Below are 26,772 nucleotides of genomic sequence, written 5' to 3'. Positions count from 1 at the left end.
CCGGTGCAGCAGAGCCCGACCGGACGGAAGGACGAAATGACCGCCTACGCCATAGGTCACTTGCAGGAGGCCGCTCCGCATCCGGAGATCGCCGAGTACATCGAGCGCATCAGCGGCACCTTCGAGCCGTACGGTGGCCGTTTCCTCGTGCATGCCACGCGGCACGAGGCGAAGGAGGGAAGCTGGCCCGGGCATGTCGTGGTGATCGGCTTCCCCGGGATCGCCGAGGCGCGCGCCTGGTGGGACTCGCCCGCGTACCAGGAGATCGCACCCCTGCGCTCGCGGCACATCGACGGCGACATCATCCTGGTGCCGGGTGTGCCCGAGGGCTACGACCCGGCCGGCACCGCGAAGGTGATGCGGGAGGCGCTGCCCGCCGAATAGCGCGTGGCCAGCGCTCGGACAAGGGCGCGCCTTGACAGTCCGGCCCCGTCACCCGCAGGATCACCCCGTGAACCTGTCAGACAGCCAGACAGGTGGTCCGGGGCCGCGGCGCGTCAGCGCCATGGAAGCGGTGCTCGGCCACCTTCGCGGTGCCATCGAGCGCGGCGAATACGCCATCGGCGACAAGCTCCCCTCGGAAGCCGAGCTGTGCCGCACCCTGGAGATCAGCCGGCCCGTGCTGCGGGAGGCCCTGCGGGCCCTGCAGACGATGGGGCTCACGGCCTCCAGAACCGGCAAGGGCACCTTCGTCGTCGCCAACGCCGTCGAGGAGCCCACCTTCGGCGACTACGCGGCCGGCGACCTCCTGGAGGTGCGCCGTCACGTCGAGATCCCGGTCGCCGGATACGCGGCGCAGCGCCGTACGGCCGAGAACCTCGATCACCTGGTCCACCTCCTGGAACGGATGGAGCAGGAGACGGACACCACCGCATGGGTCGCGATGGACACCGTCTTCCACCTGGCCGTGGCCGAGGCCGCCCAGAACCCCGTCTTCCGCCGGGTGATCGAGGAGATCCGGGACGCGCTGGCCCGCCAGTCCGCCTTCCTCAACGAGCTCGGCGGCCGGCGCGAGCAGTCCAACCGCGAGCACCGCGCGATCGTCGAGGCGCTGATCGACGGTTCCGGACACGACGCGGTGCAGGCCATGACCCACCATCTCGACCGCGTCGAGAAGACACTCACCGACATCATGCGCCCGAACCGCACGGACGCCCCCACGGAAGGCGGTTCCAAGGCGTGAACCAGACAGTCATGTACGGAAGTCCGGCCGTGGCCGGGGCCCCCGTGGTCCGGGAACCCCTCCACGTGCCCGTCGCCCATCTCGTCCGCGGCGGGGTCGTCGAGGGCATCCACTACGGCTCGGTCGTCGTCCTCGGCGCCGACGGAGCCGTGGAGCTGCGACTCGGCGACATCGAGGCCGCTTTCTACCCGCGTTCGGCGCTCAAGCCGATGCAGGCGGTGGCGATGCTCCGGGCCGGGCTGCCGCTCGACGGGGAACTGCTGTCGCTGACCGCCGCCAGCCACTCCGGGGAGGAACGGCACCTCGCCGGCACCCGGCGCATCCTGGAGCTGGCCGGAGTCACCGAGGACGACCTGCGCAACGTCCCCGACCTGCCGTACGACCCGGTCGTCCGCGACGCCTGGGTGCGCGAGGGACGCCGGCCGTCCCGGCTCGCGCAGAACTGCTCCGGCAAGCACGCGGCCATGCTCCACACCTGCGGGCTCAACGGCTGGCCACTGGAGGACTACCTCGATCCGGGCCACCCCTTGCAGCGCGCCGTCGCCGAAACCGTCGAGGACCTCACCGGCCAGGCGATCGCCCGGGTGACCGTCGACGGCTGCGGCGCGCCCCTGTTCGCCGTCTCGCTGCACGGGCTCGCGCGCGCCGCGGCCCGGATCACCACCGCACCGGCCGGCACCCCCGAGGCACGGGTCGCGGACGCCATGCGTGAGCACGCCGAGATGGCCTCCGGCTCCCGGCGGGACGTCGCGGCGCTCATGCGCGCCGTGCCCGGGCTGCTCGCCAAGGACGGCTTCGAGGGCGTCCAGGTCGCTGCGCTGCCGGACGGCCGGGCCGTCGCCGTGAAGATCGCCGACGGAGCGAACCGGGCGCGTGTCCCGGTCGCCGCCGCGGCCCTCGCACGGGCCGGGATCGACCCGGCCGCGCTCACCGAGTTCGCCGGCGAGCCCCTGCTCGGCGGCGGCCGACCGGTCGGCCGCGTCCGGCCCGTCCGCGCGCTCGACCCCGCCCCGGTCTCCGGGTCCCGCTCGGGCGGGGATCACCCCCACGCCCGGACGCCTGCCTGACCGAACCGCCCACCTCCGAAAGAGGACCCGCACAGCCATGACCGCCGCAGCCCACCGCAGCGAGCACGACCTGCTCGGCCACCGCGACGTACCCGCCGAGGCGTACTGGGGCATCCACTCCCTGCGCGCCAAGGAGAACTTCCCCATCACGGGGACGCCGATCTCCGCCTACCCGCACCTGATCGACGCCCTCGCCGCCGTCAAGGAGGCCGCCGCCCTCGCCAACGAGGAACTCGGCCTGCTGGAGCCGCGCAAGGCCGCCGCCATCGTCGAGGCCTGCCGCGAGATCCGCGACGGCAAACTGCACGACGAGTTCGTCGTCGACGTCATCCAGGGCGGCGCCGGCACGTCCACCAACATGAACGCCAACGAGGTCGTCGCCAACCGCGCGCTGGAACTGCTCGGCCACGCCAAGGGCGAGTACCAGCACCTGCACCCCAACGAGGACGTCAACCTCGGCCAGTCCACCAACGACGTCTACCCGACCGCCGTCAAGATCGCGACGGTGTTCGCCGTACGTGGCCTGCTCAAGGCGATGGCCGTGCTCCAGGACGCCTTCGCCGGCAAGGCCCTCGAGTTCCGCGATGTGCTCAAGATGGGCCGCACCCAGCTCCAGGACGCCGTGCCGATGACGCTGGGGCAGGAGTTCTCCACGTTCGCGGTCATGCTCGACGAGGACCGCCTGCGGCTCGCGGAGGCCGTCGAACTGATCCACGAGATCAACCTCGGCGCCACGGCGATCGGCACCGGTCTCAACGCCCCCGCCGGATACGCCGAGTCGGCCCGCCGCCACCTCGCCGGGATCACCGGCCTGCCGCTGGTGACGGCCGCCAACCTGGTGGAGGCCACCCAGGACTGCGGTGCCTTCGTGCAGATGTCCGGCGTGCTCAAGCGGATCGCCGTCAAGCTCTCCAAGAGCTGCAACGACCTGCGCCTGTTGTCCTCCGGTCCGCGCGCGGGCCTCAACGAGATCAACCTGCCGCCGGTGCAGGCCGGTTCGAGCATCATGCCCGGCAAGGTCAACCCGGTCGTCCCCGAGGTCGTCAACCAGGTGGCCTTCGAGGTGATCGGAAACGACGTGACCATCACCATGGCCGCCGAGGCCGGTCAGCTCCAGCTGAACGCGTTCGAGCCGATCATCCTGCACTCCCTGTCGGAGAGCATCACCCACCTGGAGCGCGCCTGCCTGACCCTCGCCGAGCGGTGCGTGTCCGGCATCACGGCCAACACCGAGCAGTTGCGGGCCGCGGTGGAGAACTCCATCGGTCTGGTCACCGCCCTCAACCCGCACATCGGGTACGAGGCGGCCACCGGCATCGCCAAGGAGGCCCTGGCCACCGGCCGCGGCGTCGCCGAACTCGTCCTGGAGAAGGGCCTGCTGCCGGCCGAGCGCCTTCAGGCGCTGCTGCGGCCCGAGGTGCTCGCGGGCAGCGGCTCACCGGAGCTCTGAGCCACCACCCGCCCGGCGACCGGGCCGAGACATCCACGTCACCGGGACACGTACGTCACGCCGGGCACGCGACGGGCACCAGCGACGCGGCGGGGAATTTCCGCCCACCGCGTCGCTCATACAGCGGTCATGCGCACGCCGCCCCGCCGAGGGGCGTGCGTCGCCCTCCGGCCACCCGGCGTTGACACGCTTCCCGAGTGTTGGCCATGGCTTTCCCCGTCGATCTCCGCCGCTGCCAGGCCCTCGGCCTGGCCGGTACCGCCTTCCTCGCGCTGGGCGGTCAGACCGCCGGGGCCCTGCCGGTCGCGGATCTGGTCTCTCCCGAGTCCGGGCGCGCCGCGCTCGGACTCGTGGGCGTGTACTTCGGGGTCGTCCTGCTGATCGCCGCGTGGGCGCTGCTCGGCAGGGTGATCCGCGGCCCCGAGCCGCCAACGCCCCGGGCCCTGCTGCTCGTCCTGGCCGTATGGGCGGCACCGCTGTTGCTGGCGCCGCCGCTGTTCAGCCGTGACGTGTACAGCTATCTCGCGCAGGGCGCCATGGTCGACGCCCACCTCGACGTGTACACGCACGGGCCCGCACAACTCGGCGGGCCGCTCGCGGCCGAGGTCGCGCCGGTGTGGCGGGACACCGCGGCCCCGTACGGCCCGGTCTTCCTCGCCGTCGCCTCCGCCCTGTCCGGACTGACCCGCGGGGAACTGCCGGCGGGCCTGCTCGGCATGCGGCTGGTCGCCCTGCTCGGCGTGGCACTCATGGCCGTGGCGCTGCCGCGGCTCGCCCGCCAGTGCGGCGCCGACCCCGCCGCCGCGCTGTGGCTCGGAGCCCTCAACCCGCTCGTGCTGCTGCACCTGGTCGCCGGCGCCCACAACGACGCCATCATGCTGGGACTGCTCGGCATCGGTCTGCTCGCCGCCCGTGGCCGCCTGCACGTCCTCGGGGTCGCCCTGATCACGCTCGCCGCGCTGGTGAAGGCACCGGCCGCGCTCGGCCTGCTGGCCGTGATCGCACTGCGCCGGCACACCGGACTGGCGCGCGCGATCGCGACGACCACCGCCGTCGCCCTCGCCACCACGGTCGTGGCGACCGCCCTCACCGGCACGGGATACGGCTGGATCGCGGCCCTGCGGACACCCGTCTCCCCGCACAACTGGTCGCCCACCAGCCTCCTCGGCCGTGTCACGGGCGACGTCCTCGCACATCTGGGCAGCGGCCTCGCACCCCTCGCCATCCCCGTCTGGCACGCGGCCGGCCTCCTCGCGACCCTGGCCGCGGTGCTGTTCATATGGCTCCGGCTGCGTCCCGGCCCGATCTACGCGCTCGGCCTGAGCCTCGCCGCCGTGGCTGTCCTCGGCCCGGCGATCCGGCCCTGGTACGCGCTGTGGGGCCTGTTCCTCATCGCCGCCGCGGCCCCCAGCGCCTCCGTCCGCCACCGGGTGGCCGCCGCGACCGCCGTCCTCGCGCTCGCCGTACTGCCCAGCGGCGGCCCGCCGGACCTCGCCCAGGTGGCCCTCGCGGTCTCCGGAGGCGCGCTCGCCCTGGTCGTCCTGTGGCAGGCCCACCAGACGGCCCGGGCCCCGGTGCTCGGAGGGACCGCGTGAGACTGCCGCGTACCGACCTGGGACGACTCGTCCTCGTCCTGTGCCTCGCCGTCGTCGTGACCGCCTTCACCGCCACCGTGCCGCTGCTGCGCGGCTGGTTCGACCTGCGCGTCTACTACGGTGCCGTGAACGACTGGGTGCACCACGGCGGCCGCATCTACGACTACCACCTGCCGGGGACCACCTTCGGTTTCACCTACCCGCCGTTCGCCGCGCTGAGCATGCTGCCGATGGCGCTCGTCGGCCCGAACACAGCGATAGCGGGCGCGCTGCTGCTCGACCTCGTCGCCGTCGCCGTCGTGCTGCGGATCCTCGCCGGCCGGGAACTGAACCGCCACGGCTGGTTCGGCTGGGCCCTGGCGGCCTGCGCCCTGGCGCTGCTCGAACCCGTGCGGGACACCATCAGCTTCGGGCAGGTCAACCTCCTGCTGCTGGCCCTCGTACTCATCGACGGATGGCTGCTGTCCACCGGGCGCGACCGCTGGGCGGGAGCGGGCATCGGGCTCGCCGCGGCCGTCAAGCTCACGCCCGCGGTCTTCATCGTCCTGCTCCTGCTCGCCCGGCGCCGACGGGCCGCCGCCGTCGCGACCGCCGTCACCACCGCCGCCACGGTCCTCGCGGCCTGGGCGGCACCGGACGCCTCCCGCTTCTACTGGACGCACGCCGTCTGGGACACCACCCGCGTCGGCCGCCTCGACTACGTCTCCAACCAGTCCCTCCAGGGCGTCCTCGCCCGCCTTGCGGCACCCGGCGAACCCAGCCGCGCCGCCTGGGCCCTGGCCGTCCTCCTCGTCCTGGCGGTGTGGGTGTGGCGCACGCACAAGGCGCTGCGCGCGGACGACTGGCGGGCCGCCTTCGCCCTCACGGGGCTGGTCTCGTGCCTGATCAGCCCGATCACCTGGGTGCACCATCTCGTCTGGCTGCTGCCGTCGTTCGCGGTGCTGGCGCACGCCCGCCGCCTGCGGATCGCGGCCGCCCTGTACGGGCTGCTGTGCAGCAGCGTGGTCTGGCTGTGGTTCGACGACGCCTCCGGACTCGGCGGTTTCCTCGGCAGCAACACATATGTGTGGATCACCCTGGGCCTGCTGCTGGCACTGCCGACCGGCCGGCCCTGCGTCGCGAGCCCGCCCCTCGCCGACGGTACCGGCGCGTCCGCACCCGGAGCCGTCGGTCGTACACCGACGGCATCCTGACCCGCGCGGAGGCGACGGCCGGGGCGGCGACGAACCGGCCGTCCGGCCCGCTACACCGGGCGCTCCCTGTGGGCCGAGGGGTCGCGGTGCCGCCGACGGGACCGGTCGATGTCGTGCGCGGTGACGATCCCGCCGAGCCGGCCGTCGTCCATGACCAGGATGGGCAGTCCGCCGCCCGCGGCGCCGAGGCGCTCCAGTACGGAGTTCAGCAGCTCGTCCGGTGCGGCGAGCGTGCACCGGGACAGCGGGGTCGCGAGGTCCCGCGCCCGCAGCCGCTCCCGCTGCCCGGGCGGTACGGCGGCCAGCCTGCGCATCTGCAGGAGACCGCTGGGACGGCCGTCGAAGTCCAGCAGCGGCACCACCGAGTGACCCGTCCGGGTGGCCACCTCGGACAGGAAGCTGCCCACGGTCAGCCAGTCGGGCCCGGTCACCACCGGAGTGGTCATCGTCTGCCCCACCCGCACGCCACGCAGGGCGGTGACCAGCTCCGCCCACCGCCGCTCGGTCGCGGCGGTACCGGCCACGAACAGGCCGATGGCCATCAGCCACAGGCCGCCGGTCGTGCCCCTCAGGAGCACCACCCACCCGGCGGCGGCCAGCGCCATGCCGATGACCTGTCCGCTGCGGCCGGCCGCCCGCTGGGCCCGCTCGCGGTCCCCCGTACGCCACCACACCGCGGCCTGCACCAGCCGGCCCCCGTCCAGGGGTGCGGCGGGCAGCAGGTTGAAGACACCCAGCAGCAGGTTCGTGCCGCCCAGCCACCCCAGTACGGCAATCGGAACCCGCCATCTCAGCGTCGCGTCCACGGCGGCCGCAAGGCCCAGCCAGACACCGCCGAGCAGCAGGCTGGCGACCGGGCCGCTGACGGCGACCCAGAACGCCGCACGCGCCGTCGTCGGCCGGTCCATCCGGGTCAGCCCACCGAGTGCCCACAGCGTGACGTCCCGTACGGAGATCCCCGCCCTGCGGGCCGTGAGCGCGTGTGCCACCTCGTGCACCACCAGGCTCACCAGCAACAGCGAAGCGCCGACCACCCCGCCGGCCGCGTACACCACCGGCGCCAGACCGGCCGCGTACCTGGGCAACGTCCAGACGGCCAGGCCATAAGCGAAGAAGAACATGACCAGCGGCACGCTCCAGTGCGCCTGGATCGCCAGTCCCCGGATGTTTCCGAGCCGGACAGAACCCTTCATTCCCATCACCGCCGACAGGTCACGCCCTGCTTCCAGGGTCCGCCACCGGCCGGTGAAAGGGAACATCCGGCTTCCGTCCGGCGAGGGGTGTGCCGCCTGTCGGACAGACGGCGCCCGGCCGCTTCGGCGCGCGGGCGCTACTCGGTGACGAAGTCGCCCATCATGGCCATGTCCTCGTGCTCCAGGTTGTGGCAGTGGAGCATGAAGGGGCCGGTGTAGTCGGTGAAGCGGACGACCACTTCCACGGCCTCGGCCGAACGCAGGGCCACGGTGTCCTTCCAGCCGTGGTCGTACGCCCCCGGGCCCCGGTTGTTCCGCGAGACCACCTGGAAGTGGTCGAGGTGGAGATGGACCGGGTGGTGGAAGTTGGTGGTGAACCGCCACACCTCGGTCTGTCCCAGCTTGGGCCTGGCCAGAGCCCTCCCCGGCCGGTACTCCAGACCGTTGATGGTCCACCCGTCGACCGAGCCGCGGAAGTGGAAGTCCCGGGTGACCGTGGCCCGGCCGGGCTCCAGCGCGACCACCTCGCTGAGCCTGTCCGGCACCGTCGTGTCGTCCCTCGGTGAGCCCGACCCCACGTCGAAGCGCATGACCTCGGCGGTCGTGCCGTCCCCGAAGCGGTTCAGCAGGCGCACCCGGGTGCCCGCGCGGTACCGGGAGAAGTCGGTGACGACGTCGAAGCGTTCTCCGGGCGCGATCTCCAACGCGTCGTGGCGCCGCGGCTTGGACAGCAGCCCGCCGTCGCCGCCGATCTGCACGAAGGCGTCACCGCCCGCCGGCTGGGGGTCCAGCTCCAGTTTGTACACGCGGGCGTTTGAGGCATTGAGGAAACGCAGGCGGTAGCGCAGCCGCTCCACCTCGTGCACCGGCCAGGGCGCGCCGTTGACCAGCACCACGTCGCCCAGCACGCCGTTCATGTAGGCATCGGCGACGCCTGGGGCGTGGAACTCCGGATCCAGCATGGGGTAGCGGAACGATCCGTCCTCCGCGAAGGACCGGTCCGCGATCATCAGCGGAATGTCACGCTCGCCGTTCGGCAGCGGCAGCCGATCCTCCTCGTCGTCGTGGACGAGATGGAACCCGGCCAGCCCCCTCCACACGCTCGCGCCGGTGCAGCCCATGCGGTGATCGTGGTACCAGAGCGTCGCCGCACGCTGCTTGAACGGGTAGGTGTAACTCCGCTCGCCCTCGGCCAGGTCCATCGCGCCGTGGTCCATGGCCATGCCGTGCCTGCCGCCGGCCATGTCCTGGGCGGCGCGGTGGGCGTCGTAGGAGCCGTCGGCGGGCAGGATGAGCGAGGTCGGGTAGCCGTCGCTCGCCGCAGGGGTGTGCCCGCCGTGCAGATGCACGACGACGGGCTGGTCCAGCTCGTTGCGGTGCCGGACCACGGCGCGCCGGCCGGAACGGGAGACGAGGGTCGGCCCGGGGAAGGTCCCGCCGTACGTCCAGGCCCTCGTCCTCAGACCGGGCAGGATCTCCAACTCGGCCACGCGCTGGGTGATCTCGTAGCTGTCCGTGGTGCCGTTGCCGGCGACGGGCTCCAGCACCGGCGGTACGGGGAGGGGTACTTGATACGGCCGGGGCAGTTCCGCCGTGCTGCCGAGCAGGTGGCCGGGCCTGCCCTCGCCGAAGAAGGAGCGCAGCAGGGGCAGGCCCGCCAGGGTACTCCCGCGCCGAGGGCGGCGCCGCCCGCGCTCAGGACGGTACGTCGTCTCCTGCGGGATCGGTGTTCGGCCTGGCGGGTCCGAGCCGGGGCAGCAGTGAGGTCAGCACCTGGCGGGTGGAGCTGGGCGCCGACTCGGCCACACCCGTTCACGTCATCGACCGTGAGCAGGTGTGGATGCCGTTGTCGGGCGAGTTCCTGGTGGAGGCCGACGGCAGGACCGAGCGGGCCGGGGCCGGTCAGGCGGTCGTCGTCCCGGCCGGCGTGGTGCGTCAGCTCGAGGCCGTGGGCGGTCCCGCGGAGGCGCTGGTCGCCATGGCCGTCGGCGGTAAGGCGATGTTGCCGGGCAGTGCGGACAGGATCCCACTGCCGTGGGCCGAGTGACCTCTCACCAGCTGATTCCGGCCGCCACCGGCAGGTGGTCGCTGCCGGTGGCCGGCAGCACCCAAGAGCTCTCCGGCTTCACGCCCCTGACCAGGATCTCGTCGATCCGCGCCACCGGGAACTTCGCCGGCCAGGTGAAGCCGAAACCGCCCCCGGCCGCGTCCTGGACCGACCGCAGCCGCGAGGTGATGCCGGCGAACGCACGGTCGTCCATGGTGCCGTTCAGGTCGCCGAGCAGCACCACCCGCTCACTCGGATCGGCGGCGATGGCCTCGCCGAGCGCCTGCGCGCCCCTGTCGCGTGAGACCGTCCAGAAGCCACCCCTGGGCATGACCCGTACGGATCCCAGGTGGGCCACATAGACCGTCAGGGGACCCTGGTCCGTGGCCACCGTGGTGCGCAGCGCCCGGTTGTAGGTCATCTTGACGTCGGCCGGCTTGGTGTCCCCCAGCGGCCCGTAGTCCGTCTTGATGTCGACCGGCCGGGTGTCCGACAGTGGCAACTTGCTCCACAGCCCGACCGTGCCCTGCACCGTGTGGTACGGGTACGCCTTCGCCAGCCCCTTCTCGTACGCGCCCCGAGCCTGCTCGGTCAGCTCCTCCAGTGCCAGCACGTCCGCACCGGAGGCGGCCAGGTCGCGCGTGGTACCCGCCGGGTCGGGGTTGTCGGCGTCGACGTTGTGGCTGGCCACGGTGAGGTCGCCGCCCGGGTGGGACTTGTCGGTGAGCAGCCCGCCGAAGAGGTTCAGCCACACCGCCACCGGCAGCAGCAGCGCGGCCGCCGCGGAGGCGGAGCGGCGCCACAGCGCCCCGGCCAGCAGCACCGGGATGAACAGGCCGAACCACGGCAGGAAGGTCTCCACCAGGCTGCCGAGGTTCCCGATCCGGTTCGGGATCCTGGCGTGCAGCAGCATGAGCAGGCCCAGCAGCAGCGCCGACGCCGCGAGCAGCCGGCCGCGCTTCCACGGCCCCGGCCACGCGTTGACGCGGAGCGCCCGGCGGATCCCCGTGCGCCGGGTACCGGGGCCGGTGTTCCGGCGGTCGGCGCCGCCCGGTCCGGTCTCCGCCGTGTCCGCGGTGTCCGCCTTGTTCAGGGTCTCGGCGCGTTCCTCGGCTTGGAAGTGCTGCCGCGCATCCGCGAATTCTTGTATGGGTTCGCTCACTGACCAAATGCCCTAATCGTGAAATATCGGAAGCTGAACGGTGATACGGAGTCCGCCCGCGGAGCGCGGGGTGATGGTGAGGGATCCGTCGTGTACTTGGGTGATCCTTTTGACGATCGCCAGGCCGAGGCCGACACCGGCGTGGTCGTCGCGTATGCGTGCGGTGCCGCGCTGAAACGGTTCGGTGAGTGTCGAGACCAACTCGGAGGACAGCTTCTCGCCGCTGTTCTCGACGGTGAGCACCACGGTCTCGGGGTGGACGCCGGTCGTGACCCACACGGCGCCTTGTTCGGGCAGGTTGTGCACGATGGCGTTGTGCACAAGGTTCGTCGTCATCTGGAGCAGCAGCGCCTGCGACCCGAACGCCGGGGTGATGTCACCGGACGTGTCGAGGGTGATACCGCGCTTCTCGGCGAGCGGGAGAAGTGTCTCGGCGGCCTCCTCCATGAGCAAGGACAGGTCGACGGGCTCCCGGGTGAAGGCCCTCTGGTCGGCGCGGCTGAGCACGAGCAGCGCCTCGGTGAGGTCGATCGCCCGGGCGTTGACGGCGTGGAGGCGGCCGACGAGTTCGCCGGGGTCGTGCGGCGGATCGTTGCGGGCCACGTCGAGCAGTGCCTGCGAGATCGCGAGCGGGGTGCGCAGTTCGTGCGAGGCGTTGGCCGCGAATCTCCGCTGCTCGGCGACGTGTGCTTCGAGCCGTACGAGCATGGCGTCGAAGGCGTCGCCGAGCTCGCGGAACTCGTCCCTGCGGCCTTCCAGCCGGATCCGGTGGGAGAGTGACCCGTTCGCGGCCATGCGTGTGGCGTCCGTGATGCGGGTCAGCGGGGCGAGCATGCGGCCGGCGAGAATCCATCCTCCCAGGAGACCGAACACCAGCAGGAAGACCAGCCCCGCGCCCGCGATCGGCGCGAAGATGCGCAGGAAGTCGGAGCGCTTCAGCGGCCCGGCGGGGCTGGCTCCCATGTCGGGCATGAAACGCAGCAGGGACACCCACACGGCCACGAGCAGCAGGGCGCCGGCCAGCATGAGGAATCCGGCGTAGCTGAGCGTGAGTTTGAGGCGAACGCTCAATCCGGGTGCTCTATCCACGGTCTCCTCCCTCGGCTCCGGCCTGCGGTCGCGTGTCGATGCGGTAGCCGGCGCCCGGCACGGTGGCGATGACCCAGGGTTCGCCAAGACGCTTGCGCAGCGCCGATACGGTGATGCGCACCGCGTTGGTGAACGGGTCCGCGTTCTCGTCCCACGCGCGTTCCAGGAGTTCCTCGGCGCTGACGACACCGCCCTCGGCCGCGACGAGGACTTCGAGCACCGCGAACTGCTTCCTGGTCAGCGCGACATGGCGGCCGTGGCGGTGGACCTCCCGGCGGAACGGATCCAGCCGCAGACCCGCGATCTCCCGCACGGGCGGCCTGTTGTGTGCACGTCTGCGGTCGAGTGCTCTGAGCCTGAGTACGAGTTCCCGGAGGTCGAACGGCTTCGTGAGGTAGTCGTCGGCGCCGAGTTCGAACCCGGTGGCCTTGTCGTCGAGACGGTCGGCGGCGGTGAGCATGAGGATCGGCATGCCGCTGCCGGAGGCGACGATGCCTTTGGCGATCTCGTCACCGCTGGGTCCGGGGATGTCCCGGTCGAGGACGGCGATGTCGTAGGCGTTGACGCTCAGCAGTTCCAGCGCCGTGTCGCCGTCGCCTGCGATGTCCGCCGCGATCGCTTCCAGACGCAGGCCGTCGCGGATGGCCTCCGCCATATAGGTTTCGTCCTCGACGATCAGTACACGCATGCTGCGAGGCTACGAGGCGGCACATATCGTCGGCGTATCGAAAACCGCGTACGTGCCGGCAGACACACCGTGACGATCCCTGCCCCGGCCAGTAGGAGTGCGGCCGTGCGGGACGACCCCGCTGCAATCCAGCTCCGCGCAGCCGCGGTTGGCCCCCGCGTGGCCCGCCGCCCAGGACCGGCGGGCCGGCGCCCCGGAGGCGCCTTCGCGAGGTAAACGGAACGTACGCCTCCACCAGCCGGATCGGAAGTCCCGCGACGGTGTGCCCCCGCTCACACGGGGGCGGCGGACTCGTGGACCGCACGGCGTCACGAGCGGCGGCGCGGGTGTGGAGCTCAGGGTCAGGACGTCTCTCGGGCGAGGGCGGCCAGGGTCTCGTAGTCCCAGGTGAGTGCGCCGGAGCGGAGGTCGGACGTGATCGTGTCGAGCCAGTCGAGCTCCGCGGCCAGTACGGTGCTGCGGTACTCGTCCTCCAGCATGGCGATCCGCGGCAGTGCCGCCTGCCGGGTCGAGCGGGTCATCGCCGAGGCCGCCCGCACCAAAAGCGGGAAGGCCGCCGGGCCTGTGGGCCGGGTGTTCCGTGACGCTCTCCTGCCGCTCTTCGCCCGCCTCGGCACCCCCGAGAAGCTGGCATGGCAGTACGACCACCGGATCCACTGGGACACCGCCGTCGCCGCCTGAGAAACGGACCACACCGAGCGGAGCCGCACGCCCCCGGCAGTCATGAACTCGCCGGGTGTGCGTGCTGCCCGCGCGAGTGTCATGTCCCCGTTGTGGCCGCTGTGCGGACGGCGGGCGCGACGGTGGCGCCGTTCTTGCGTGCGGAGGACAGCGCGGCCTCGACGACCGCGACCGCCGCGTGGATGTCGGCCGCCGTGACCAGGGGAGTTCGTCCGTAGCGGATGTCGTCGCAGAACTCGGTGAAGAGCCGGCGCAGCGCCGTCACCCCGGCGGGCCCGCCGATCTGGCGGGACACGCTGCCGCCGTCCGTCCCGCGCACGGAGACGGAGGGAGCGTCCTCGTCGGCGAGCACGTGGCCGTGCGAGCCGAGCACCCGCAGGGTCGACGAGACCGGCGCCGGGCCGACGCCGGCGGGTGTGCGTGCCACGGTGGCGGTCGCCACCACTCCGTTGCGCAGGCGGAGCGAGAGCACAGCCGCGTCCTCGACACCGTGGGTGCCGTGCGGACCGTCGAAGAGGGGCGCGTGGGGCGCGGCGCTGCTGAAGGCGACGACCTCCTCCACGTCCAGTCCGGTCAGGTGCCGGATCGCCAGAGCCGGATACCAGCCGAAGTTCATGAGTTCGCCGCCGCCGGACAGGGCGGGGTCGCAGACGAGCTCGGGACGCTCGACCGTGGTTCCGTCGAGTCCGCCGGCCGCGAGCCACTCCGCGTCGACGGCCAGGGGCAGGCCGATCGCGCCGGAGTCCACGATGCGCCGGGCGCGGACGAGTTGCGGAGAGTACAGACGGTGGACGGCGGTGAGCAGCCCGCGGGAGCGGTCGGCGGCGTCCCACAGGCGCTGTGCGCCGAGGGTGTCGGTGGCGGCGGGCTTGTCGACGATGACGTGGCGGCCGGCTTCGAGCGCTCTCAGTGCCAGTTCGACGTGGCGCGTGGGTTCGCTGCACACGAGGGCGATGTCGCAGGAGGCGAGACCCTGCTCCAGGTCGAGCAGCGCAATGCCCGTCGTCCGGGCGAGGGCGGCACTGTCCTCGGCGAAGGGGCTGTCGGCGGTGTCGGCGCAGCCGATCACTTCGATACCGGGCAGGGACCGCAGCAGCGGCACGTAGTCACGGGCGTGCCGGACCCCGGACGCGATGAGGATCCTCATGTCAGCAGACCTCCTTGACGTCGACGGGGCGGCCCTCGTCCGCGCTGAGCTGTGCCGCCAAGGCGGCGGCCAGAGCGGCACGTATCTGGTGGGGAGCGGTCAGCGGGGCGGCCACGCCGTCGAGCACGTCGCGCAGATGCCTGGTCTGCTCCGTCATGGCGCCGTCGATCGAGGCGGGGGCGACCGGCGACGCGGAGTGCGCTCTCGGCTCGTCCTCGCTGCTGTGGTGCAGGGTGCCGGTCGTGCCGGACAGCACGAGCCGGCGGACGAACGTGCCGCGTTCCGCGAGGGCGTAACACAGTTCCACGGTGGCGAGGGCGCCGCCGGCGAAGCGTACGAGGATCTGGAAGCTGTCGGGGGTCGGCATCCCGGGCGCCCAGGTGCGGCAGGGGCGCGCGAAGACGCGGACCGGTTCGTCGTCCATGACCCAGGTCAGCAGGTCGAGGGCGTGCACGCCGTTGTGGGCGACATGGCCTCCGGAACGGGACGGGTTCAGCTGCCAGCCTCGCCAGCCTCCGGGCCAGACGTGCCCGGTGTACCAGGTGAGGTGGGCCAGGCGCGGAGTGCCGATCGCGCCCTCGGCGACCGCCCGGGCGACTTCGAGGTGGACGGGCTGGAAGCGGGCCGTCTGGGCGACGAGCAGGGGCCGGCCCGCGGTCCTCGCGGCGGCGAGGATCCGGTCGGTGTCGGCCACGTTCAGCGCGGCGGGCTTCTCCAGGAGGACCGCGCGGCCGGCTTCCAGCGCCGCCACGGAGAACTCCGCATGCGATTCGGGTGAGGTGCACACGGCGGTGACGTCGATGCCGTCCGACCACGCGCTCGCCGGGTCGGTGGACCACGTGGCTCCCTCGGCGAGGGCGGCCAGCGCGGCGGCCCGCTCGGGGTGACGGTCGACGACGTGGGCCAGCCGCATTCCCGGGACCTGCGCGAGCGCGGCGACGTGGTCACGGGCGATGGCACCGGCGCCCAGGACGGCCACGCGGTGGCCACCCGGCCGCCGTCCGGGGTCTCGCGGTTCCCTCTGTCCGGGCGGGGCCTCTCCGGGAACGGGGGCAGGGCGCACGCGCGGCTCCTCACACTCGACTCTTCGAGTTTCGAGTTCAGACGTCAGACATCTTATGTCTAGGGTCGGGGTTTTCGGGAGGGACGCCGTGCGCCGGCCGTGGGTCACCCGTCAGGACCGGTCCGCGTCGCGTGCCCGACACGCAGTGCCGACGATGAGGTCATGCGCCCTCAGCCGACGGAAGACCTGTCGCCGTCCCTCCGCCGTGCCCGCCCGCACGGGCGGTACCCCGTCCCGGCCTCAGTCACTGTGACGTTCGCTCTCGCGGTCGGTGTGCTGACCGGATGCGGCCACAGCGGCGGCAGTGGTTCCAACGTCAGCCCGAGGCCGACTCCTCCCCACACGGCGTCGTTCTCGCCCCAGCCGCTGCCGTCGGCGCTGGCGTCCTCAGCTTCGGCGGCCATCTCCTCCGCCCGCGCCTCCGCGTCGGCGGCGGCCTCGTCCGCGTCCGTGCGTGCCTCGGAGTTCGAGGCGTCGGTGTCGGCCGAGACCGCCCGGCGGGCCGCGGTCGCCGAGAAGGAGCTCAAGGGTGTCCCGGGGCGCGGCAACGCATTGTCGGAGGTGGGCCTGACCGGTGTGCCCAGGGCACAGTCCGGGGGTGTGCCGGCTTCCCTGGTCACCATCACCAACAAGACGGACCGCAAGGCGTCCTACGCCGTGCAGGTCGACTTCGTGGACGCGCGGGGGCATGTGGTCGAGACCCGCTACACCGGGGCCGAGAACCTGGAACCCGGCAAGCGTCAGCAGCCCATCGTGTTCAGCCGGAAACCAGCAGAGCCCAAACTGACCGCCCGGCTGGCCAGGGCCCAGCGCTACTGAGCGGCTCGACAAGGGCACCGGCCCGATTGACATCGCCGCCCTGCTCGGCGCCTGGCCGCAGGCCGCCTGAACCGCGAGGCTGCCCAGCCCGCTTCCCTGGGGCTGCCGACACCGGGTCGGGCAGCGGCGGTTCAACGTACGGCGAGCCCGGTCTAGCCGGCGGCTTCGGGCTGGGCCTCGGCCTTGGAAGCCGGGGCCGCCTCGGGCTCCGGCGCGTGGGGAGCGGTGTAGAAGACGGACGTGCCCTGCTTGCTGCGCTGAGCCTGGCTCCTGGCGACAAGGTTTTCGAGGGTGGTGCGCACGACGTTGGTCTTGATGCCGCGGTCGGGGTGCGCCTCGCCGAGCGTCGTGGCGACCTCCGCGGCGGAGCGCGGTTCACTCTGCTCGGTCAGATGACGGCGGACGAGGTCGGCCAGCGTAGGCTGCGCCTTCTTCGTGGCAACGTCCTTCCCGGCCGCGGGAGTTTTGGTGGAGCGCCCCTTGGCCTTGGCCGTGGGCTGTTCCGCAGCAGCCTTCTTCGCCTTCCCGCGGGGCTCGGCGGTGGTCTTACCACGGGGCTCGGCGGTGGCCTTCTTCCGCGGCGAGGGCACGGTGGCGCTGCCGGTGGTCGCGGGCTCAGGGGTCGTTCCCGCGACTCCCAGTGCCTGCCGCATGTTCACCAGCACGGTGTGGTCGTGCTGAAGAGCGGCCAACTGTTCCTGCAGCGCGGCGATCTCCGCCGTGATGCGGTCCTGCTCCTTGACGTTCTGCTCCAGGTCGCCGGTCACCTGGTTGATGTACTGCGACGTCAACTCAGTGGCGGTAGCCGTGTTGTGGGGCACTCTTCTCTCCTTGCTCCGGGCCGGTCGAAGCCTGCGTCCCCCCGTGGCAGCGAGTCAGGCGGCAGATGCTCCGGCTGCGGGTGTCTGGCCCAGTGATGATACGGGTGGGTATACCTGTCTCTGGGCAACTACTTCGGTCAGTATGCGCCCAACCCGCACTGTGCGACGCCACTACAGCAACGCCGAGCCCCGTGTGACGGATCCCGCACCGCGCCGCGTGCGGAAGGGGTGGCCCCCGCTCTCGCCAGGGCCGATCGTGGAGACCATGAACGATCACCGCACGGCATCCGGCGAGGTACGCCGTTTCTGGCGCCGGCTCGGTCTACCCGGTCTGATCGACGTCCACACGCACTTCATGCCCGAGCGTGTCCTGCACAAGGTCTGGGACTACTTCGACGCGCAGGGACCACTGACCGGCGGGCTCGCGTGGCCGATCACCTACCGCGAGGAGGAGACGGAGCGCACGGCCGTCCTCCGGGAGTTCGGCGTCCGGGCCTTCACCGCGATGCTCTACCCGCACAAGCCCGGCATGGCCCCGTGGCTGAACGGATGGGCCGCCGACTTCGCCCGCCGTACCCCCGACTGCCTGCACACCGCCACCCTCTACCCCGAGCCGGGCGTCGAGACGTACGTCCGCGAGGCAGTCGAAGCGGGCGCGCGCGTGTTCAAGGCTCATGTACAGGTGGGAGCGTACGACCCGGCCGACGAACTCCTCGATCGGGCCTGGGGGTTGCTGGCCGAGGCACGACTCCCCGTGGTGATCCACTGCGGTTCGGGGCCCGCACCGGGCAAGCACACCGGCCCTGAGCCGGTCGCGCGGGTGCTGGCACGGCACCCGGAACTGCGCCTGATCGTCGCGCACATGGGGATGCCCGAGTACGAGGAGTTCCTGGACCTTGCCGAGCGTTACGGGCAGGTGCGGCTGGACACGACGATGGCGTTCACCGACTTCACCGAGGGATTCATGCCGTTCCCGCGCCGGGCCCTGCCCCGGCTCGAAGCGCTCGGCGACCGCGTCCTGCTCGGCTCCGACTTCCCCAACATCCCCTATCCCTACGTCCATCAGCTCCACGCCCTGGAGCGGCTGAAGCTCGGACCGCAGTGGCTGCGGGCCGTGTGCCACGACAACGCGGCAGAACTGTTCGGGCTGTGACCCGCAGGCGAGAGTGCGCCCCCGTACCCGTGCGGTGGCGTCCGCCAGGGCCGAACAGCCTGATTTCGGGGCCGCGGGACCCCTGCGCGAGCCGGCCGGACGTGACGATGATCAAGCACATGGGGAGAAGGGAAAGCCACAAGTGATCGCTGTTGTAGGCCACGCCGATCTCACGGCGCCGACACTGGCTCTGCTGGAGGAGGAACTGCGTTCCCGTCTGGCCGCGTTCGCCCAGGCGGGAACGTCCGGGCTGGTGCGCGCCGGGAAGGGGCTGCCGGTGGTGGTCGGGCGGGCCGCCCGGATGGCGGGACTGGCCCTCGTGACCGTCCTGCCGTCCTGCAACGGGGTACCCGCGCACGTCGCCGAGCCGGACCGGAAGGCGGCCGGTGAACTCCTGCTGCTGTCCGAGCAGGTGCGGCTGGTGGAGTACGACCCCGGTGACCGCACCTCGTGTGTGACGGCCGACGAGGGACTGCTGCGCTCGTGCGCGCGGGTGCTGGCCATCTGGGACGGCTCCCCCTCCTCGGGGAGGGACGCGACGGCGCACCTGGTGGCCTATGCCCGCAGCCACGGTGTCGACGTCGAGGTGCTCTGGCCGCAGGGGGCGGAGCACGAGACCACCCGCGGGGCGTAGCCCCGACCGCGACGCCCTACAGGCCGCCTCCCCAGGACCGGCGCCGTCCGATGACCGTCACTGCGGCGGCGGCTTCCTCTCCGGCTGGTCCGCCCGCAGATCGGCGAGCAGCTCCGCCTGCCCCGCCAGCACACCCGACAGGATCGAGCGGGCCACCCGCATCAGTTCCGCCACCTCCAGGTTGGCCAGCGAGTAGTACACGTTCGACCCCTCCTTGCGGGTCCGCACCAGGTTCGCCCGCCGCAGCACCGCCAACTGCTGGGACAGGTGCGCCGGTTCGATCCCCACCTCGGGCAGCATCTCCGCGACCGCGTGCTCGCGCTCGCTCAGCAACTCCAGGACGCGGATACGGGCCGGGTGTCCGAGCGTCTTGAAGAACTCGGCCTTCAGTTGGTACAGGGGCGTACTCACCCTGCCGTCCCCTCCCCGGCACGGTACGACCGGAACGGCCGGCCCACTCGGCATCGCATCCACCTACTCGTCAAGAACATGCGCCCTATCCTCGCGTGTCCTGTCGCGCCACTGTCCAGTCGGTGCCGTCGGCTCGGCCGGCAGGACTCCGGCCAGGTACAGGTGATCGCGTGCGGCGTGGATCGCCTCGGGTGTGTGGGCGTAGTCACGGCCCTCGTGCTGAAGCAGTTCCAAAGCACCGACGGAGTCGAGCACCTGCCGCTGCTCGGGACGGATCCCGGAGGCCAGGACGAGGATGCCGCGCCGGTTCAGCTTCTCCACCGCGTCCCTCAGGACGAGGGCGCCGGTGGCGTCCATCGTGGACACCCGCGACATCCGCAGGACGACGACCTTCACGGCGGCCACCTCGGTCAGCTCCAGCAGGAAGCGGTGCGCGGCGGCGAAGAACAGCGGACCGTCGATGCGGTAGGCGACGATGTGCTCGGCGAGCAGCTGGTGCTCCTCGTCGGTGTGGTCACCCCGGTCGAGGGACACCTGGTCGAAGCGGGCCTGCATCGCCACGGCGCGCAGGGCGAGGGCACCGGCGGTCAACAGGCCGATGATCACCGCGTACACCAGGTCCAGGGCCAGCGTCGCGGCCGCTGTCAGGACGAGGATCACGGCGTCGGACCGGGTGGCGCGGGCCATCGCCTTCAGCGAGCCGACCTCGACCATGCGGATCGCGGTGGCCAGCAGCACGCCGGCCAGCGCCGCCAGCGGGATCTTCGACACCAGGGGAGCCGCCGCGAAGACGATCACCGCGAGGACGGCGGCGTGGGTGAGGGCGGCCAGCCGGGAGCGGGCACCCGTGCGGACGTTGACGGCGGTGCGTGCGATGGCTCCGGTGGCCGGGACGCCGCCGAACAGCGGGGCGGCGATGTTGGCCAGCCCCTGGCCGAGCAGCTCCCGGTCCGGGTCGTGGCGCTGCCCCACCGTCATCGCGTCGGCGGCGGCCGCGGACATCAGCGACTCCAGCGCGGCCAGCGCGGCCACCGCCACGGCCGGGGCGAGCAGTGAGCCGAGCGAGCCGGGATCGAGGAAGGAGAGGGAAGGCGCGGGCAGTCCCGCGGGCAGGTCGCCGATCGGCTTCGCGTCCAGTCCGGCGACCTGGGCCACGACCGTGGCGGCGATCACGGCGACGATGGAGAACGGCACGGTGGGCCGCCACCGCGCACCGGCCAGCATGAGCACGACCACGCAGACCGCGAGTCCCACGGCGGTCCAGTCCGGCGCCTTCACGAACTCCTCGACCGCGTGCCAGGTGATGACGAGGACCTTGTCGTCCTCGGGTTTGGGCACGCCCAGCGCGTTCGGCACCTGCTGCAACCCGATCACTCCGGCGATGCCGAGCGTGAAGCCCTCGATCACGGGTGCCGGCACGTACTGCATATAGCGCCCGGCCCTGAACGCGGCGAGGACGACGAGCATCACGCCGGCCATCAGGCCCACCGTGAGAACGGCGGTCGGACCGTATTGACCGACGATCGGCACCAGGACCACGGTCATCGCCCCGGTCGGCCCCGACACCTGGAGATTCGACCCGCCGAACACGGCGGCCAGCGCGCCGGCGACCACCGCGGTCGCCAGACCTGCTTCGGCGCCGAGCCCGGAAGACACCCCGAAGCCGAGGGCGAGCGGCAGCGCCACGATCGCCACCGTCAGCCCGGCGAGCAGGTCACGGCGCGGATCACGCCGCATCTGGGACAGATCGGAGCGGGAGGGCAACAAGGAGGTGATCCGTTGGTACAGCGGAACCGACACGACCCCTCAGCTTCCCCTCGCACAGCCCCACCGGGGCGAGCCACACAGAAGCTGTGCCCCTGGCTACCTGGGGGCACAGCCAACACAGCATCTAAGCAATTGCGAAATTTAGCAATCCCGAAATCCTATTTGTGCTGTTTGTGTGGATAAGGGGTCGCCACGGGTCGATGGGACACGTCAGCCCCACGCTTCGGGAGCCGAGCCGAGCAGGCGGGAGACCGCCCCGTAGGCTTCTCCCGCCCACTTGGTTCCGGTGAGGGAGGGGGAGCGACCATGAACGCGGGCATACAGCGCGCCGCGATCGCCGCCGTACAGGTCCTCGGCCTCGCCGTCTGGTTCTCCATGTCGGCGGTGGTTCCCACACTGCGCGGCGAGTGGGGGCTCGACTCCGCGGACGCCGTATGGCTGACCGCGTCGGTCCAGCTCGGGTTCGTCACCGGCGCGCTCACGTCCGCCGCCCTCACCCTCGCCGACCGACTTCCACCCCAGCGCCTTCTCGCCGGCGGCGCCGCCGCTGCCGCCGTGTGCACCGTGCTCCTGGCCGTGTCGGTCGACCGGCTTGCCACAGCCGTTCCGCTCCGCTTCGTCACTGGTGTGTGCCTGGCCGGTGTGTACCCGGTCGGCATGAAACTCATGGCTTCCTGGGCGCACGGCGCCGCACGCGGAAGGTCCATGGGCGTGCTCGTCGCCGCCCTGACGCTCGGATCGACCCTTCCGCACCTCATCGCCGGCGTCGGGTCACTGCCCTGGCGAGGCGTTCTCCTGGTCGCGTCGGCCGCCGGACTCCTGGCCTCCTGCATCGCGCTGGCCTTCATCCGCGTCGGCCCCCACGCCGCCCCGGCCGCGCCCGCCCGCAACCCCCGCTACGCCCTCACCATGTTCACCCAGCGCGGCCCCCGCTCCGCCAACCTCGGCTACTTCGGGCACATGTGGGAGCTCTACGCCCTGTGGACCTGGATACCCGCCTACCTCGCCGCCACGGACAGTGCCCGTCACCTTCCCGGCTCTGTCGAGGTCACCGTGTTCCTCACCATGGGGATCGGCGGCGTCGTCGGCTGTCTGCTCGGCGGCTGGGGCGCCGACCGCTACGGCCGTCCTCCCGCCGCCATCGCGGCCCTGGTCACCAGTGGCCTGTGCTGTCTGCTCTCACCACTGCTCCTCCACTCCCCGCCGGCGCTCGTGATCGCGTTCTGCGTGCTGTGGGGCGCCGCCGTGATCGCCGACTCCGGAGTGTTCTCCACCGCCCTCAGCGAGGTCGCCGACTCCCGCTACATCGGAACGGCCCTCACGGCCCAGACCGCGATCGGGTTCGCCCTCACGGTCGTCAGCATCCAGCTGACCCCTCTCCTCGCGGACGCCGTCGGCTGGCGCTACGCGTTCCTCCTCCTGGCTCCCGGTCCCTTGGCGGGCGCCCTCGCCATGCGCGCCCTGAGAACCGGAACCGGCTCCGCCGAGCCTGCGGGGCGAGGGCGTACCGCACTCCGGCACTGACCGCTCCGTCCGGGCGACCGGGGACTTCGCGGACCTATTCCTCCAGGTTCAACGTCCGCACCGGGCGCCGGAATCCGCCCGTGCGGAGCGTGAGGATTGCCACGCCCACCAGCGCCCAGATGACGCCCACGACCTTGGCCGGGGTGTCCAGGCTGACCCACAGGGCCGCGTTCACGACGAACCCGAGAACCGGCAGCACCACTTGCAGCACGGCGGCGACGGGTCCGCGGGCCTCCGGCCGTCCGGCGCGCCGGTCGCGCACCCAGAACCCGATCACCGCGAGGTTCACCGCGGCGAAGGCGACGTAGGCGCCGAAGTTGATCAGTGAGGCGGCGCTGCCGAGGTCCAGGAAGACGGCGGAGGCGGCGATGAGGCCCACGATGAGCACGTTGAGGGCGGGGACGCCGGTACGCGGATCGACCCGCCCGAAGACGGCGCGCGGCAGCATGCCGTCGCGGCCCATGGCGAACAGCAGCCGTGCCGCACTCATCTGCTGGGTCAGACCGCACCCGAGCACCGCGGTGAGGTAGCCGCCCACGAACACCGCCTGGAACGCGGCACCGCCGATGTACTTGGCGATCTCCGGCGAGGCGCCCACGATGTCGCCCACGGCCGAGACGTCCGGGAAGAGCGTCTGCATGGCGTAGGTGATGGCCAGGAAGAACACCCCGGCGGCGGCCACGATGAGCAGGATGGCCCGCGGGATGTCCCGGCGTGGCTGCTCGGCCTCCTCGGAGAGGGTGGAGACGGCGTCGAAGCCCAGGAACGACAGCGCCAGCAGCGAGGCGCCGCTGAGCAGGGCGGGCAGCGGCACCGAGGCCGGGTCCCAGCCGGTGGTTCCGAACGACTCGCCATGGGTGGCGATGGCACGCACCGCGAACACCAGGAACGCGATGGCGACGCCGGCCTGGATGACCACGAGCGCCACGTTCACCTTGGCCGCCAGCCGCACGCCCACCAGGTTCAGTGCCGTGCAGACCACCACGGTGGAGAGCACCCACACCCACGCCGGGACGCCGGGCAGCACGGCGCCCATGTAGATCGCGGCCAGCAGGGCGTTGAGCATGGGCAGCAGCACGTAGTCCAGCGTGGCGGACCAGCCCACCAGGAAGCCCACGGCCGCCCCGAGCGACTTGCCGGCGTAGGTGTACACGGATCCGGCGGAGGTGATGCGGCGGGCCATCCGTGCGTAGCTGAGCGCCGTGAGCCCCACCGCGACGAGGACGGCCAGGTAGGCGAGCGGCACATGGCCGTCGGTCGCCTCGGAGACCAGACCGAAGGTGTCGAACACCGCCAGGGGCGCCATGAAGGCCAGGCCGAGGAAGACGATGTGGCGCAGCTTCAGGCTGCGGCGCAACTGTGTGCCGCCCGGGGCCTCCTGGGCCTGTTCGCCGTCGGCGACGGTCGCGGTACTGCCAGGTGCCGCGGGCCGGCGGTTCGCCGTGGTCCGTGTGGCGGTGCCCTCGGCGACGCCTGAGGGACGGCTGCTGTCAGGCATGGGCGTGACCGCCTTCGGTGTGGGCGGAGCAGGAGGTGAGCGCACCGTAGTGGCCGGCGGTGGCGCGTGCGGTGGCGGCCTCGTGGACCACCTCGCCGCCCACCCAGGTGACCTCGGCCCGCTGCTGGAGCAGCGCCGCCGGGTCCGGTTCGAGCGCGTAGAGGTCCTCGGACCAGGCGACGAGGTCCGCCTTGGCGCCCTCGCGGATGACGCCGTACTCGTTCTCGCGGTGCCAGGCCCAGGCGCCCTCGGCCGTGTAGCCGCGCAACGTGTCGTCGAGCCCCACGCGTTCCGCCGGGGTCCAGGCGTCCTTGCCGTCGAGCCCGGCCCGGGTCAGCGCCGAGTAGAACCCGACCAGGGGATCCATCTCTCCCACCTGCCAGTCGCTGGACAGGGCCACGTGGGCGCCGGACGCCATGAGTGAGCGCAGTCGCCAGGCGCGGTCCCAGCGGGTCTCGCCGACGTTGTCCATCCAGGTGCCGGCCACGAGGTCCGGGGAGCAGTGGCGCGGCTGCATGCAGGCGGTGACGCCCAGCCGGGCGAAGCGCGGCAGGTCCTCCGGGGCGAGGCACTCGACGTGCACGATCCCGTGGCGGCGGTCCCGATTGCCGTTGGTGCGCGCGGCGTGCTCGATCGCGTCCAGGGCCAGGCGGATGCCGCCGTCGCCCGTCGCGTGGGTGTGGGTCTGGAAGCCGAGGCGGTCCAGTTCGGTGATGACGCGGGTGAGCTCGCCCAGCGGTGCGGAGGGGTGGCCGCGGTGCCCGGGCCGGTTGGCGTAGTCGTCCAGCATCCAGGCGTTGTGGGGCTCGATCACGTCGTCGGCGTAGAGCTTGACCGGGCCGAAGGCCAGGCGGTCACCGTTCGGGGCGGCGTCGGCCGCGGCGCGCAACTGCTTCCGGAACGCTCCGTCGGACCCCATGGGGTGGAAGAGCGCCGCGATGACGCGGGAGCTGAGGCGCCCCTCGTCCTGGGCGCGCCGGAACAGGTCGATCTCGGCGAGCGGGACCTGCGGTTCGACGACGGTGGTGATGCCGGCGGCGGTGGCCATCTCCAGGCTGCCCAGCAGCTTCCGGTAGCGCCGCTGGGGCGAGTACATCGGGATGTCGCGCTGGAGGCCGGCCAGGCCCGCCGTCGTCATGGCGCTCGTGTAGAAGTCGGTGACCCATCCGGTGGCGCGGCCGTCGGCGTCCCGTTCCGGGCGGCCCCACGGGATGTCGCCGCCCTCGTCCAGGCGCAGCGCGCGGATCGCGGCGTCGTTGAGCCACACCGAGTGCTGGTCGTAGGTGGTGACGAAGACGGGACGTGAGGTGATGCCGGCCAGGTCGCGGGCGTGCGGGCGGCGGCCGTGGACCACCGAGTACACGGCGTTCTCGGCGCAGATCCAGGTCAGGTCCGGGCGTGCTTCGGAGAGTTCGGCGATACGGCGGCGGACCTCGTCGAGGGTCTCGGCGCCCTCGAGGCTGACGGCGTCGGGGTCGAAGCCGAGCAGCAGGTGGTTGTGGCTGTCGATGATGCCCGGGGTGAGGAGTCCCCCGTCCAGGCGGCGGTGCTCGCGGGCCGCCGGGGCCTCCGCCTCGTCGCCCACGAAGGCGATGCGCCCGCCGGTGATGCCGACGGCGCCGGCCCGCGGGCGGGAATCGTCGAACGTGCGCACGCGGGCGCCGGTGATCAGGGTGTCCAGCATGGTTGTCCTTGGTTCTGAGCCGCGCCACGAACGCGCGGCGAAGGTGCGCCGAGACGGTGCGCGCATTTGTTGTCATCGGCGTCAAAGAATGGTTCGAGTCTCATGAGCATCTCGACTACTGTCAAGGGATGGCCCGCCGAAAAAATCAGAACGAACGCCGCGCCCACCTCATCCAGGCGGTCATCGACACGACCGCCGAGACCGGGCTCCGCTCCCTCTCACTCGCGGACGTGGCACGCAAGGCGGGGCTGACCCGAGGGGCCGTCCTCTACTACTACGACGACCTCGACGCGCTGCTGAGCGAGGCCTATCGCGCGGGCATGGAACGTTTCTGCGACCGGCGGGACGCGTTGCCGGGCACGATCGAGGATCCAGCGCGACTCCTGGGGGAGACGATCCGCGCCGGACTCCCGACAGGACCCGACGACGCGCTGATGCGCCTGCTGTACGAGTTCGACGTGCTGGCCGAGAGTTCCCCGCTGCACACCAAGTTGGTCGAGTCGATGTACGAGCGGCAACTGGCCACGTACCGGACCGTCCTCGAACTCGGCGCCGCGGCGGGGGCGTTCAACCTCGTCCTGGACACCGCGACGGCGGCCCTGAACCTGGTGGCGCTGGAGGACGCCTACGGACTGCACATCGTGGCCGGCAACGGTCAGATCACTGTGCAGCGCGCCGTCGAGGCGATGCTCGACGCGTCACGGGCGTTCGGCGCACCGGCCGCGTGACTGTGCGGCCATGGCATGCCGCTTTCGGAGCAATGGCCGGTGTGGTCGGTCCGGTCGTGTCAGGCTGTGATTTCTTTGATCGCGGTCGTGTCGGGATGCCGGGTGACCGGGACGATCCCGGCCACCTGGACCTGGACAGGAAGGGCGCCAAGCCGGTGTTCAAGACCTCAACCAG

25 protein-coding genes and 1 pseudogene are annotated in these 26,772 nt (G+C 71.8%); 13 read left to right on the top strand and 13 right to left on the bottom strand.

Annotated elements, in window-relative coordinates:
* Window positions 1-36: 36 nt before the first annotated feature.
* The 6 genes from OIE49_RS02250 (at window position 37) to OIE49_RS02225 (ending at window position 6,488) form a co-directional block, all read left to right on the top strand.
* Window positions 37-384 (top strand): DUF1330 domain-containing protein, encoded by a 348-nt coding sequence (locus OIE49_RS02250; RefSeq protein WP_326800805.1) that lies wholly within the window; start codon window positions 37-39, stop codon window positions 382-384.
* A 121-nt stretch (window positions 385-505) separates the two neighbouring features.
* On the top strand, window positions 506-1,183 hold the full coding sequence (locus tag OIE49_RS02245; RefSeq protein WP_326806117.1) for a FadR/GntR family transcriptional regulator: 678 nt from the start codon (window positions 506-508) through the stop codon (window positions 1,181-1,183).
* 11 nt (window positions 1,184-1,194) lie between these two features.
* Window positions 1,195-2,250 carry an asparaginase gene (locus tag OIE49_RS02240; protein ID WP_326806116.1) on the top strand — a complete coding sequence of 352 codons (1,056 nt, stop codon included), beginning with the start codon at window positions 1,195-1,197 and terminating at the stop codon, window positions 2,248-2,250.
* Between the two features lie 37 nt (window positions 2,251-2,287).
* Window positions 2,288-3,700: an aspartate ammonia-lyase gene (gene aspA, locus OIE49_RS02235; RefSeq protein WP_326800804.1), complete on the top strand. Its 1,413-nt coding sequence runs from the start codon at window positions 2,288-2,290 to the stop codon at window positions 3,698-3,700.
* A 206-nt stretch (window positions 3,701-3,906) separates the two neighbouring features.
* A complete protein-coding gene (gene mptB / locus OIE49_RS02230; protein ID WP_326800803.1) occupies window positions 3,907-5,295 on the top strand; it encodes a polyprenol phosphomannose-dependent alpha 1,6 mannosyltransferase MptB in 1,389 nt (462 codons plus the stop codon).
* Window positions 5,292-6,488 carry a glycosyltransferase 87 family protein gene (locus OIE49_RS02225; RefSeq protein ID WP_326800802.1) on the top strand — a complete coding sequence of 399 codons (1,197 nt, stop codon included), beginning with the start codon at window positions 5,292-5,294 and terminating at the stop codon, window positions 6,486-6,488. The genes mptB and OIE49_RS02225 overlap by 4 nt, the downstream gene beginning before the upstream one ends.
* Before the next feature lie 611 nt (window positions 6,489-7,099).
* Here the strand turns inward: OIE49_RS02225 and OIE49_RS37025 are convergent.
* Both OIE49_RS37025 and OIE49_RS02215 read right to left on the bottom strand, forming a co-directional pair.
* A pseudogene (locus tag OIE49_RS37025) lies at window positions 7,100-7,609 on the bottom strand (site-2 protease family protein); the annotation flags it as partial.
* A 209-nt stretch (window positions 7,610-7,818) separates the two neighbouring features.
* Window positions 7,819-9,228 (bottom strand): multicopper oxidase family protein, encoded by a 1,410-nt coding sequence (locus tag OIE49_RS02215; RefSeq protein WP_326800801.1) that lies wholly within the window; start codon window positions 9,226-9,228, stop codon window positions 7,819-7,821.
* 179 nt (window positions 9,229-9,407) lie between these two features.
* Between OIE49_RS02215 and OIE49_RS02210 the strand changes: the two genes are divergently transcribed.
* The gene (locus OIE49_RS02210) at window positions 9,408-9,728 is read left to right on the top strand and encodes a cupin domain-containing protein (protein ID WP_326800800.1); all 321 of its coding nucleotides are present in this window, start codon (window positions 9,408-9,410) and stop codon (window positions 9,726-9,728) included.
* A 4-nt stretch (window positions 9,729-9,732) separates the two neighbouring features.
* Here the strand turns inward: OIE49_RS02210 and OIE49_RS02205 are convergent, their stop codons facing one another.
* The 4 genes from OIE49_RS02205 to OIE49_RS02190 all read right to left on the bottom strand — a co-directional run bounded on the left by OIE49_RS02205 (window position 9,733) and on the right by OIE49_RS02190 (window position 13,146).
* On the bottom strand, window positions 9,733-10,890 hold the full coding sequence (locus OIE49_RS02205; protein WP_401739702.1) for an endonuclease/exonuclease/phosphatase family protein: 1,158 nt from the start codon (window positions 10,888-10,890) through the stop codon (window positions 9,733-9,735).
* Window positions 10,891-10,902: 12 nt separating this feature from the next.
* Window positions 10,903-11,979 (bottom strand): sensor histidine kinase, encoded by a 1,077-nt coding sequence (locus tag OIE49_RS02200; protein ID WP_326800799.1) that lies wholly within the window; start codon window positions 11,977-11,979, stop codon window positions 10,903-10,905.
* Window positions 11,972-12,667 carry a response regulator transcription factor gene (locus OIE49_RS02195; protein ID WP_326800798.1) on the bottom strand — a complete coding sequence of 232 codons (696 nt, stop codon included), beginning with the start codon at window positions 12,665-12,667 and terminating at the stop codon, window positions 11,972-11,974. Before OIE49_RS02195 ends, OIE49_RS02200 begins: the two co-directional genes overlap by 8 nt.
* Window positions 12,668-13,008: 341 nt before the next feature.
* On the bottom strand, window positions 13,009-13,146 hold the full coding sequence (locus tag OIE49_RS02190) for a hypothetical protein (protein WP_326800797.1): 138 nt from the start codon (window positions 13,144-13,146) through the stop codon (window positions 13,009-13,011).
* Here OIE49_RS02190 and OIE49_RS02185 point away from each other — a divergent pair.
* Window positions 13,145-13,348 carry a hypothetical protein gene (locus tag OIE49_RS02185; RefSeq protein ID WP_326800796.1) on the top strand — a complete coding sequence of 68 codons (204 nt, stop codon included), beginning with the start codon at window positions 13,145-13,147 and terminating at the stop codon, window positions 13,346-13,348. The two genes, OIE49_RS02190 and OIE49_RS02185, sit on opposite strands and share 2 nt — an antisense overlap.
* Before the next feature lie 79 nt (window positions 13,349-13,427).
* Here OIE49_RS02185 and OIE49_RS02180 read toward each other — a convergent pair whose 3' ends face one another.
* Window positions 13,428-14,495, bottom strand: a complete 1,068-nt coding sequence (locus tag OIE49_RS02180) for a Gfo/Idh/MocA family protein (protein WP_326800795.1) — start codon at window positions 14,493-14,495, stop codon at window positions 13,428-13,430.
* 1 nt (window position 14,496) lies between these two features.
* Window positions 14,497-15,474 carry a Gfo/Idh/MocA family protein gene (locus OIE49_RS02175; protein ID WP_326800794.1) on the bottom strand — a complete coding sequence of 326 codons (978 nt, stop codon included), beginning with the start codon at window positions 15,472-15,474 and terminating at the stop codon, window positions 14,497-14,499.
* A gap of 246 nt (window positions 15,475-15,720) precedes the next feature.
* Between OIE49_RS02175 and OIE49_RS02170 the strand changes: the two genes are divergently transcribed.
* On the top strand, window positions 15,721-16,377 hold the full coding sequence (locus tag OIE49_RS02170) for a hypothetical protein (RefSeq protein WP_401739697.1): 657 nt from the start codon (window positions 15,721-15,723) through the stop codon (window positions 16,375-16,377).
* 152 nt (window positions 16,378-16,529) lie between these two features.
* Here the strand turns inward: OIE49_RS02170 and OIE49_RS02165 are convergent, their stop codons facing one another.
* Complete coding sequence (locus tag OIE49_RS02165) at window positions 16,530-17,198, bottom strand: hypothetical protein (RefSeq protein ID WP_326800792.1); 669 nt, start codon at window positions 17,196-17,198, stop codon at window positions 16,530-16,532.
* Between the two features lie 265 nt (window positions 17,199-17,463).
* On the opposite strand from OIE49_RS02165, the gene OIE49_RS02160 reads away from it, so the two are divergent.
* Together OIE49_RS02160 and OIE49_RS02155 are read left to right on the top strand one after the other, a co-directional pair.
* Window positions 17,464-18,351: an amidohydrolase family protein gene (locus OIE49_RS02160; protein WP_326800791.1), complete on the top strand. Its 888-nt coding sequence runs from the start codon at window positions 17,464-17,466 to the stop codon at window positions 18,349-18,351.
* A 142-nt stretch (window positions 18,352-18,493) separates the two neighbouring features.
* Window positions 18,494-18,985: a hypothetical protein gene (locus tag OIE49_RS02155; protein ID WP_326800790.1), complete on the top strand. Its 492-nt coding sequence runs from the start codon at window positions 18,494-18,496 to the stop codon at window positions 18,983-18,985.
* 57 nt (window positions 18,986-19,042) lie between these two features.
* Here OIE49_RS02155 and OIE49_RS02150 read toward each other — a convergent pair whose 3' ends face one another.
* On the bottom strand, window positions 19,043-19,396 hold the full coding sequence (locus OIE49_RS02150) for an ArsR/SmtB family transcription factor (protein ID WP_141364999.1): 354 nt from the start codon (window positions 19,394-19,396) through the stop codon (window positions 19,043-19,045).
* 63 nt (window positions 19,397-19,459) lie between these two features.
* Entirely contained in the window at window positions 19,460-21,133 is a 1,674-nt protein-coding gene (locus OIE49_RS02145; protein ID WP_326806114.1) for a SulP family inorganic anion transporter, read from the bottom strand.
* A gap of 336 nt (window positions 21,134-21,469) precedes the next feature.
* Between OIE49_RS02145 and OIE49_RS02140 the strand changes: the two genes are divergently transcribed.
* Window positions 21,470-22,687, top strand: a complete 1,218-nt coding sequence (locus tag OIE49_RS02140) for an MFS transporter (RefSeq protein WP_326800789.1) — start codon at window positions 21,470-21,472, stop codon at window positions 22,685-22,687.
* A gap of 34 nt (window positions 22,688-22,721) precedes the next feature.
* On the opposite strand, the gene OIE49_RS02135 is transcribed toward OIE49_RS02140, so the two are convergent.
* Both OIE49_RS02135 and OIE49_RS02130 read right to left on the bottom strand, forming a co-directional pair.
* Window positions 22,722-24,185 carry an APC family permease gene (locus OIE49_RS02135; RefSeq protein ID WP_326800788.1) on the bottom strand — a complete coding sequence of 488 codons (1,464 nt, stop codon included), beginning with the start codon at window positions 24,183-24,185 and terminating at the stop codon, window positions 22,722-22,724.
* A complete protein-coding gene (locus OIE49_RS02130; protein WP_326800787.1) occupies window positions 24,178-25,869 on the bottom strand; it encodes an amidohydrolase in 1,692 nt (563 codons plus the stop codon). Before OIE49_RS02130 ends, OIE49_RS02135 begins: the two co-directional genes overlap by 8 nt.
* A gap of 128 nt (window positions 25,870-25,997) precedes the next feature.
* Here OIE49_RS02130 and OIE49_RS02125 point away from each other — a divergent pair, with 128 nt between their 5' ends.
* Window positions 25,998-26,597: a TetR/AcrR family transcriptional regulator gene (locus tag OIE49_RS02125; RefSeq protein WP_326800786.1), complete on the top strand. Its 600-nt coding sequence runs from the start codon at window positions 25,998-26,000 to the stop codon at window positions 26,595-26,597.
* Window positions 26,598-26,772 lie beyond the last annotated feature (175 nt).

The sequence above is a fragment of the Streptomyces sp. NBC_01788 genome (assembly GCF_035917575.1).
Taxonomy (GTDB): domain Bacteria; phylum Actinomycetota; class Actinomycetes; order Streptomycetales; family Streptomycetaceae; genus Streptomyces.
Note: the sequence above shows the minus strand (reverse complement) of the source record. Positions and strands in the feature narration are given on the sequence as shown.

What these genes read in the sequence shown, in the direction of transcription:
- OIE49_RS02250 (WP_326800805.1), top strand. Translation starts at nt 37, where the DNA reads ATGACCGCCTACGCCATAGGTCACTTGCAGGAGGCCGCTCCGCATCCG.
- OIE49_RS02160 (WP_326800791.1), top strand. Translation starts at nt 17,464, where the DNA reads ATGAACGATCACCGCACGGCATCCGGCGAGGTACGCCGTTTCTGGCGC.
- OIE49_RS02240 (WP_326806116.1), top strand. Translation starts at nt 1,195, where the DNA reads ATGTACGGAAGTCCGGCCGTGGCCGGGGCCCCCGTGGTCCGGGAACCC.
- OIE49_RS02130 (WP_326800787.1), bottom strand. Translation starts at nt 25,869, where the DNA reads ATGCTGGACACCCTGATCACCGGCGCCCGCGTGCGCACGTTCGACGAT.
- OIE49_RS02180 (WP_326800795.1), bottom strand. Translation starts at nt 14,495, where the DNA reads ATGAGGATCCTCATCGCGTCCGGGGTCCGGCACGCCCGTGACTACGTG.
- aspA (WP_326800804.1), top strand. Translation starts at nt 2,288, where the DNA reads ATGACCGCCGCAGCCCACCGCAGCGAGCACGACCTGCTCGGCCACCGC.
- OIE49_RS02170 (WP_401739697.1), top strand. Translation starts at nt 15,721, where the DNA reads ATGCGCCCTCAGCCGACGGAAGACCTGTCGCCGTCCCTCCGCCGTGCC.
- OIE49_RS02125 (WP_326800786.1), top strand. Translation starts at nt 25,998, where the DNA reads ATGGCCCGCCGAAAAAATCAGAACGAACGCCGCGCCCACCTCATCCAG.
- OIE49_RS02185 (WP_326800796.1), top strand. Translation starts at nt 13,145, where the DNA reads ATGGCGATCCGCGGCAGTGCCGCCTGCCGGGTCGAGCGGGTCATCGCC.
- OIE49_RS02145 (WP_326806114.1), bottom strand. Translation starts at nt 21,133, where the DNA reads ATGCGGCGTGATCCGCGCCGTGACCTGCTCGCCGGGCTGACGGTGGCG.
- OIE49_RS02190 (WP_326800797.1), bottom strand. Translation starts at nt 13,146, where the DNA reads ATGCTGGAGGACGAGTACCGCAGCACCGTACTGGCCGCGGAGCTCGAC.
- OIE49_RS02195 (WP_326800798.1), bottom strand. Translation starts at nt 12,667, where the DNA reads ATGCGTGTACTGATCGTCGAGGACGAAACCTATATGGCGGAGGCCATC.
- OIE49_RS02140 (WP_326800789.1), top strand. Translation starts at nt 21,470, where the DNA reads ATGAACGCGGGCATACAGCGCGCCGCGATCGCCGCCGTACAGGTCCTC.
- OIE49_RS02135 (WP_326800788.1), bottom strand. Translation starts at nt 24,185, where the DNA reads ATGCCTGACAGCAGCCGTCCCTCAGGCGTCGCCGAGGGCACCGCCACA.
- OIE49_RS02245 (WP_326806117.1), top strand. Translation starts at nt 506, where the DNA reads ATGGAAGCGGTGCTCGGCCACCTTCGCGGTGCCATCGAGCGCGGCGAA.
- mptB (WP_326800803.1), top strand. Translation starts at nt 3,907, where the DNA reads ATGGCTTTCCCCGTCGATCTCCGCCGCTGCCAGGCCCTCGGCCTGGCC.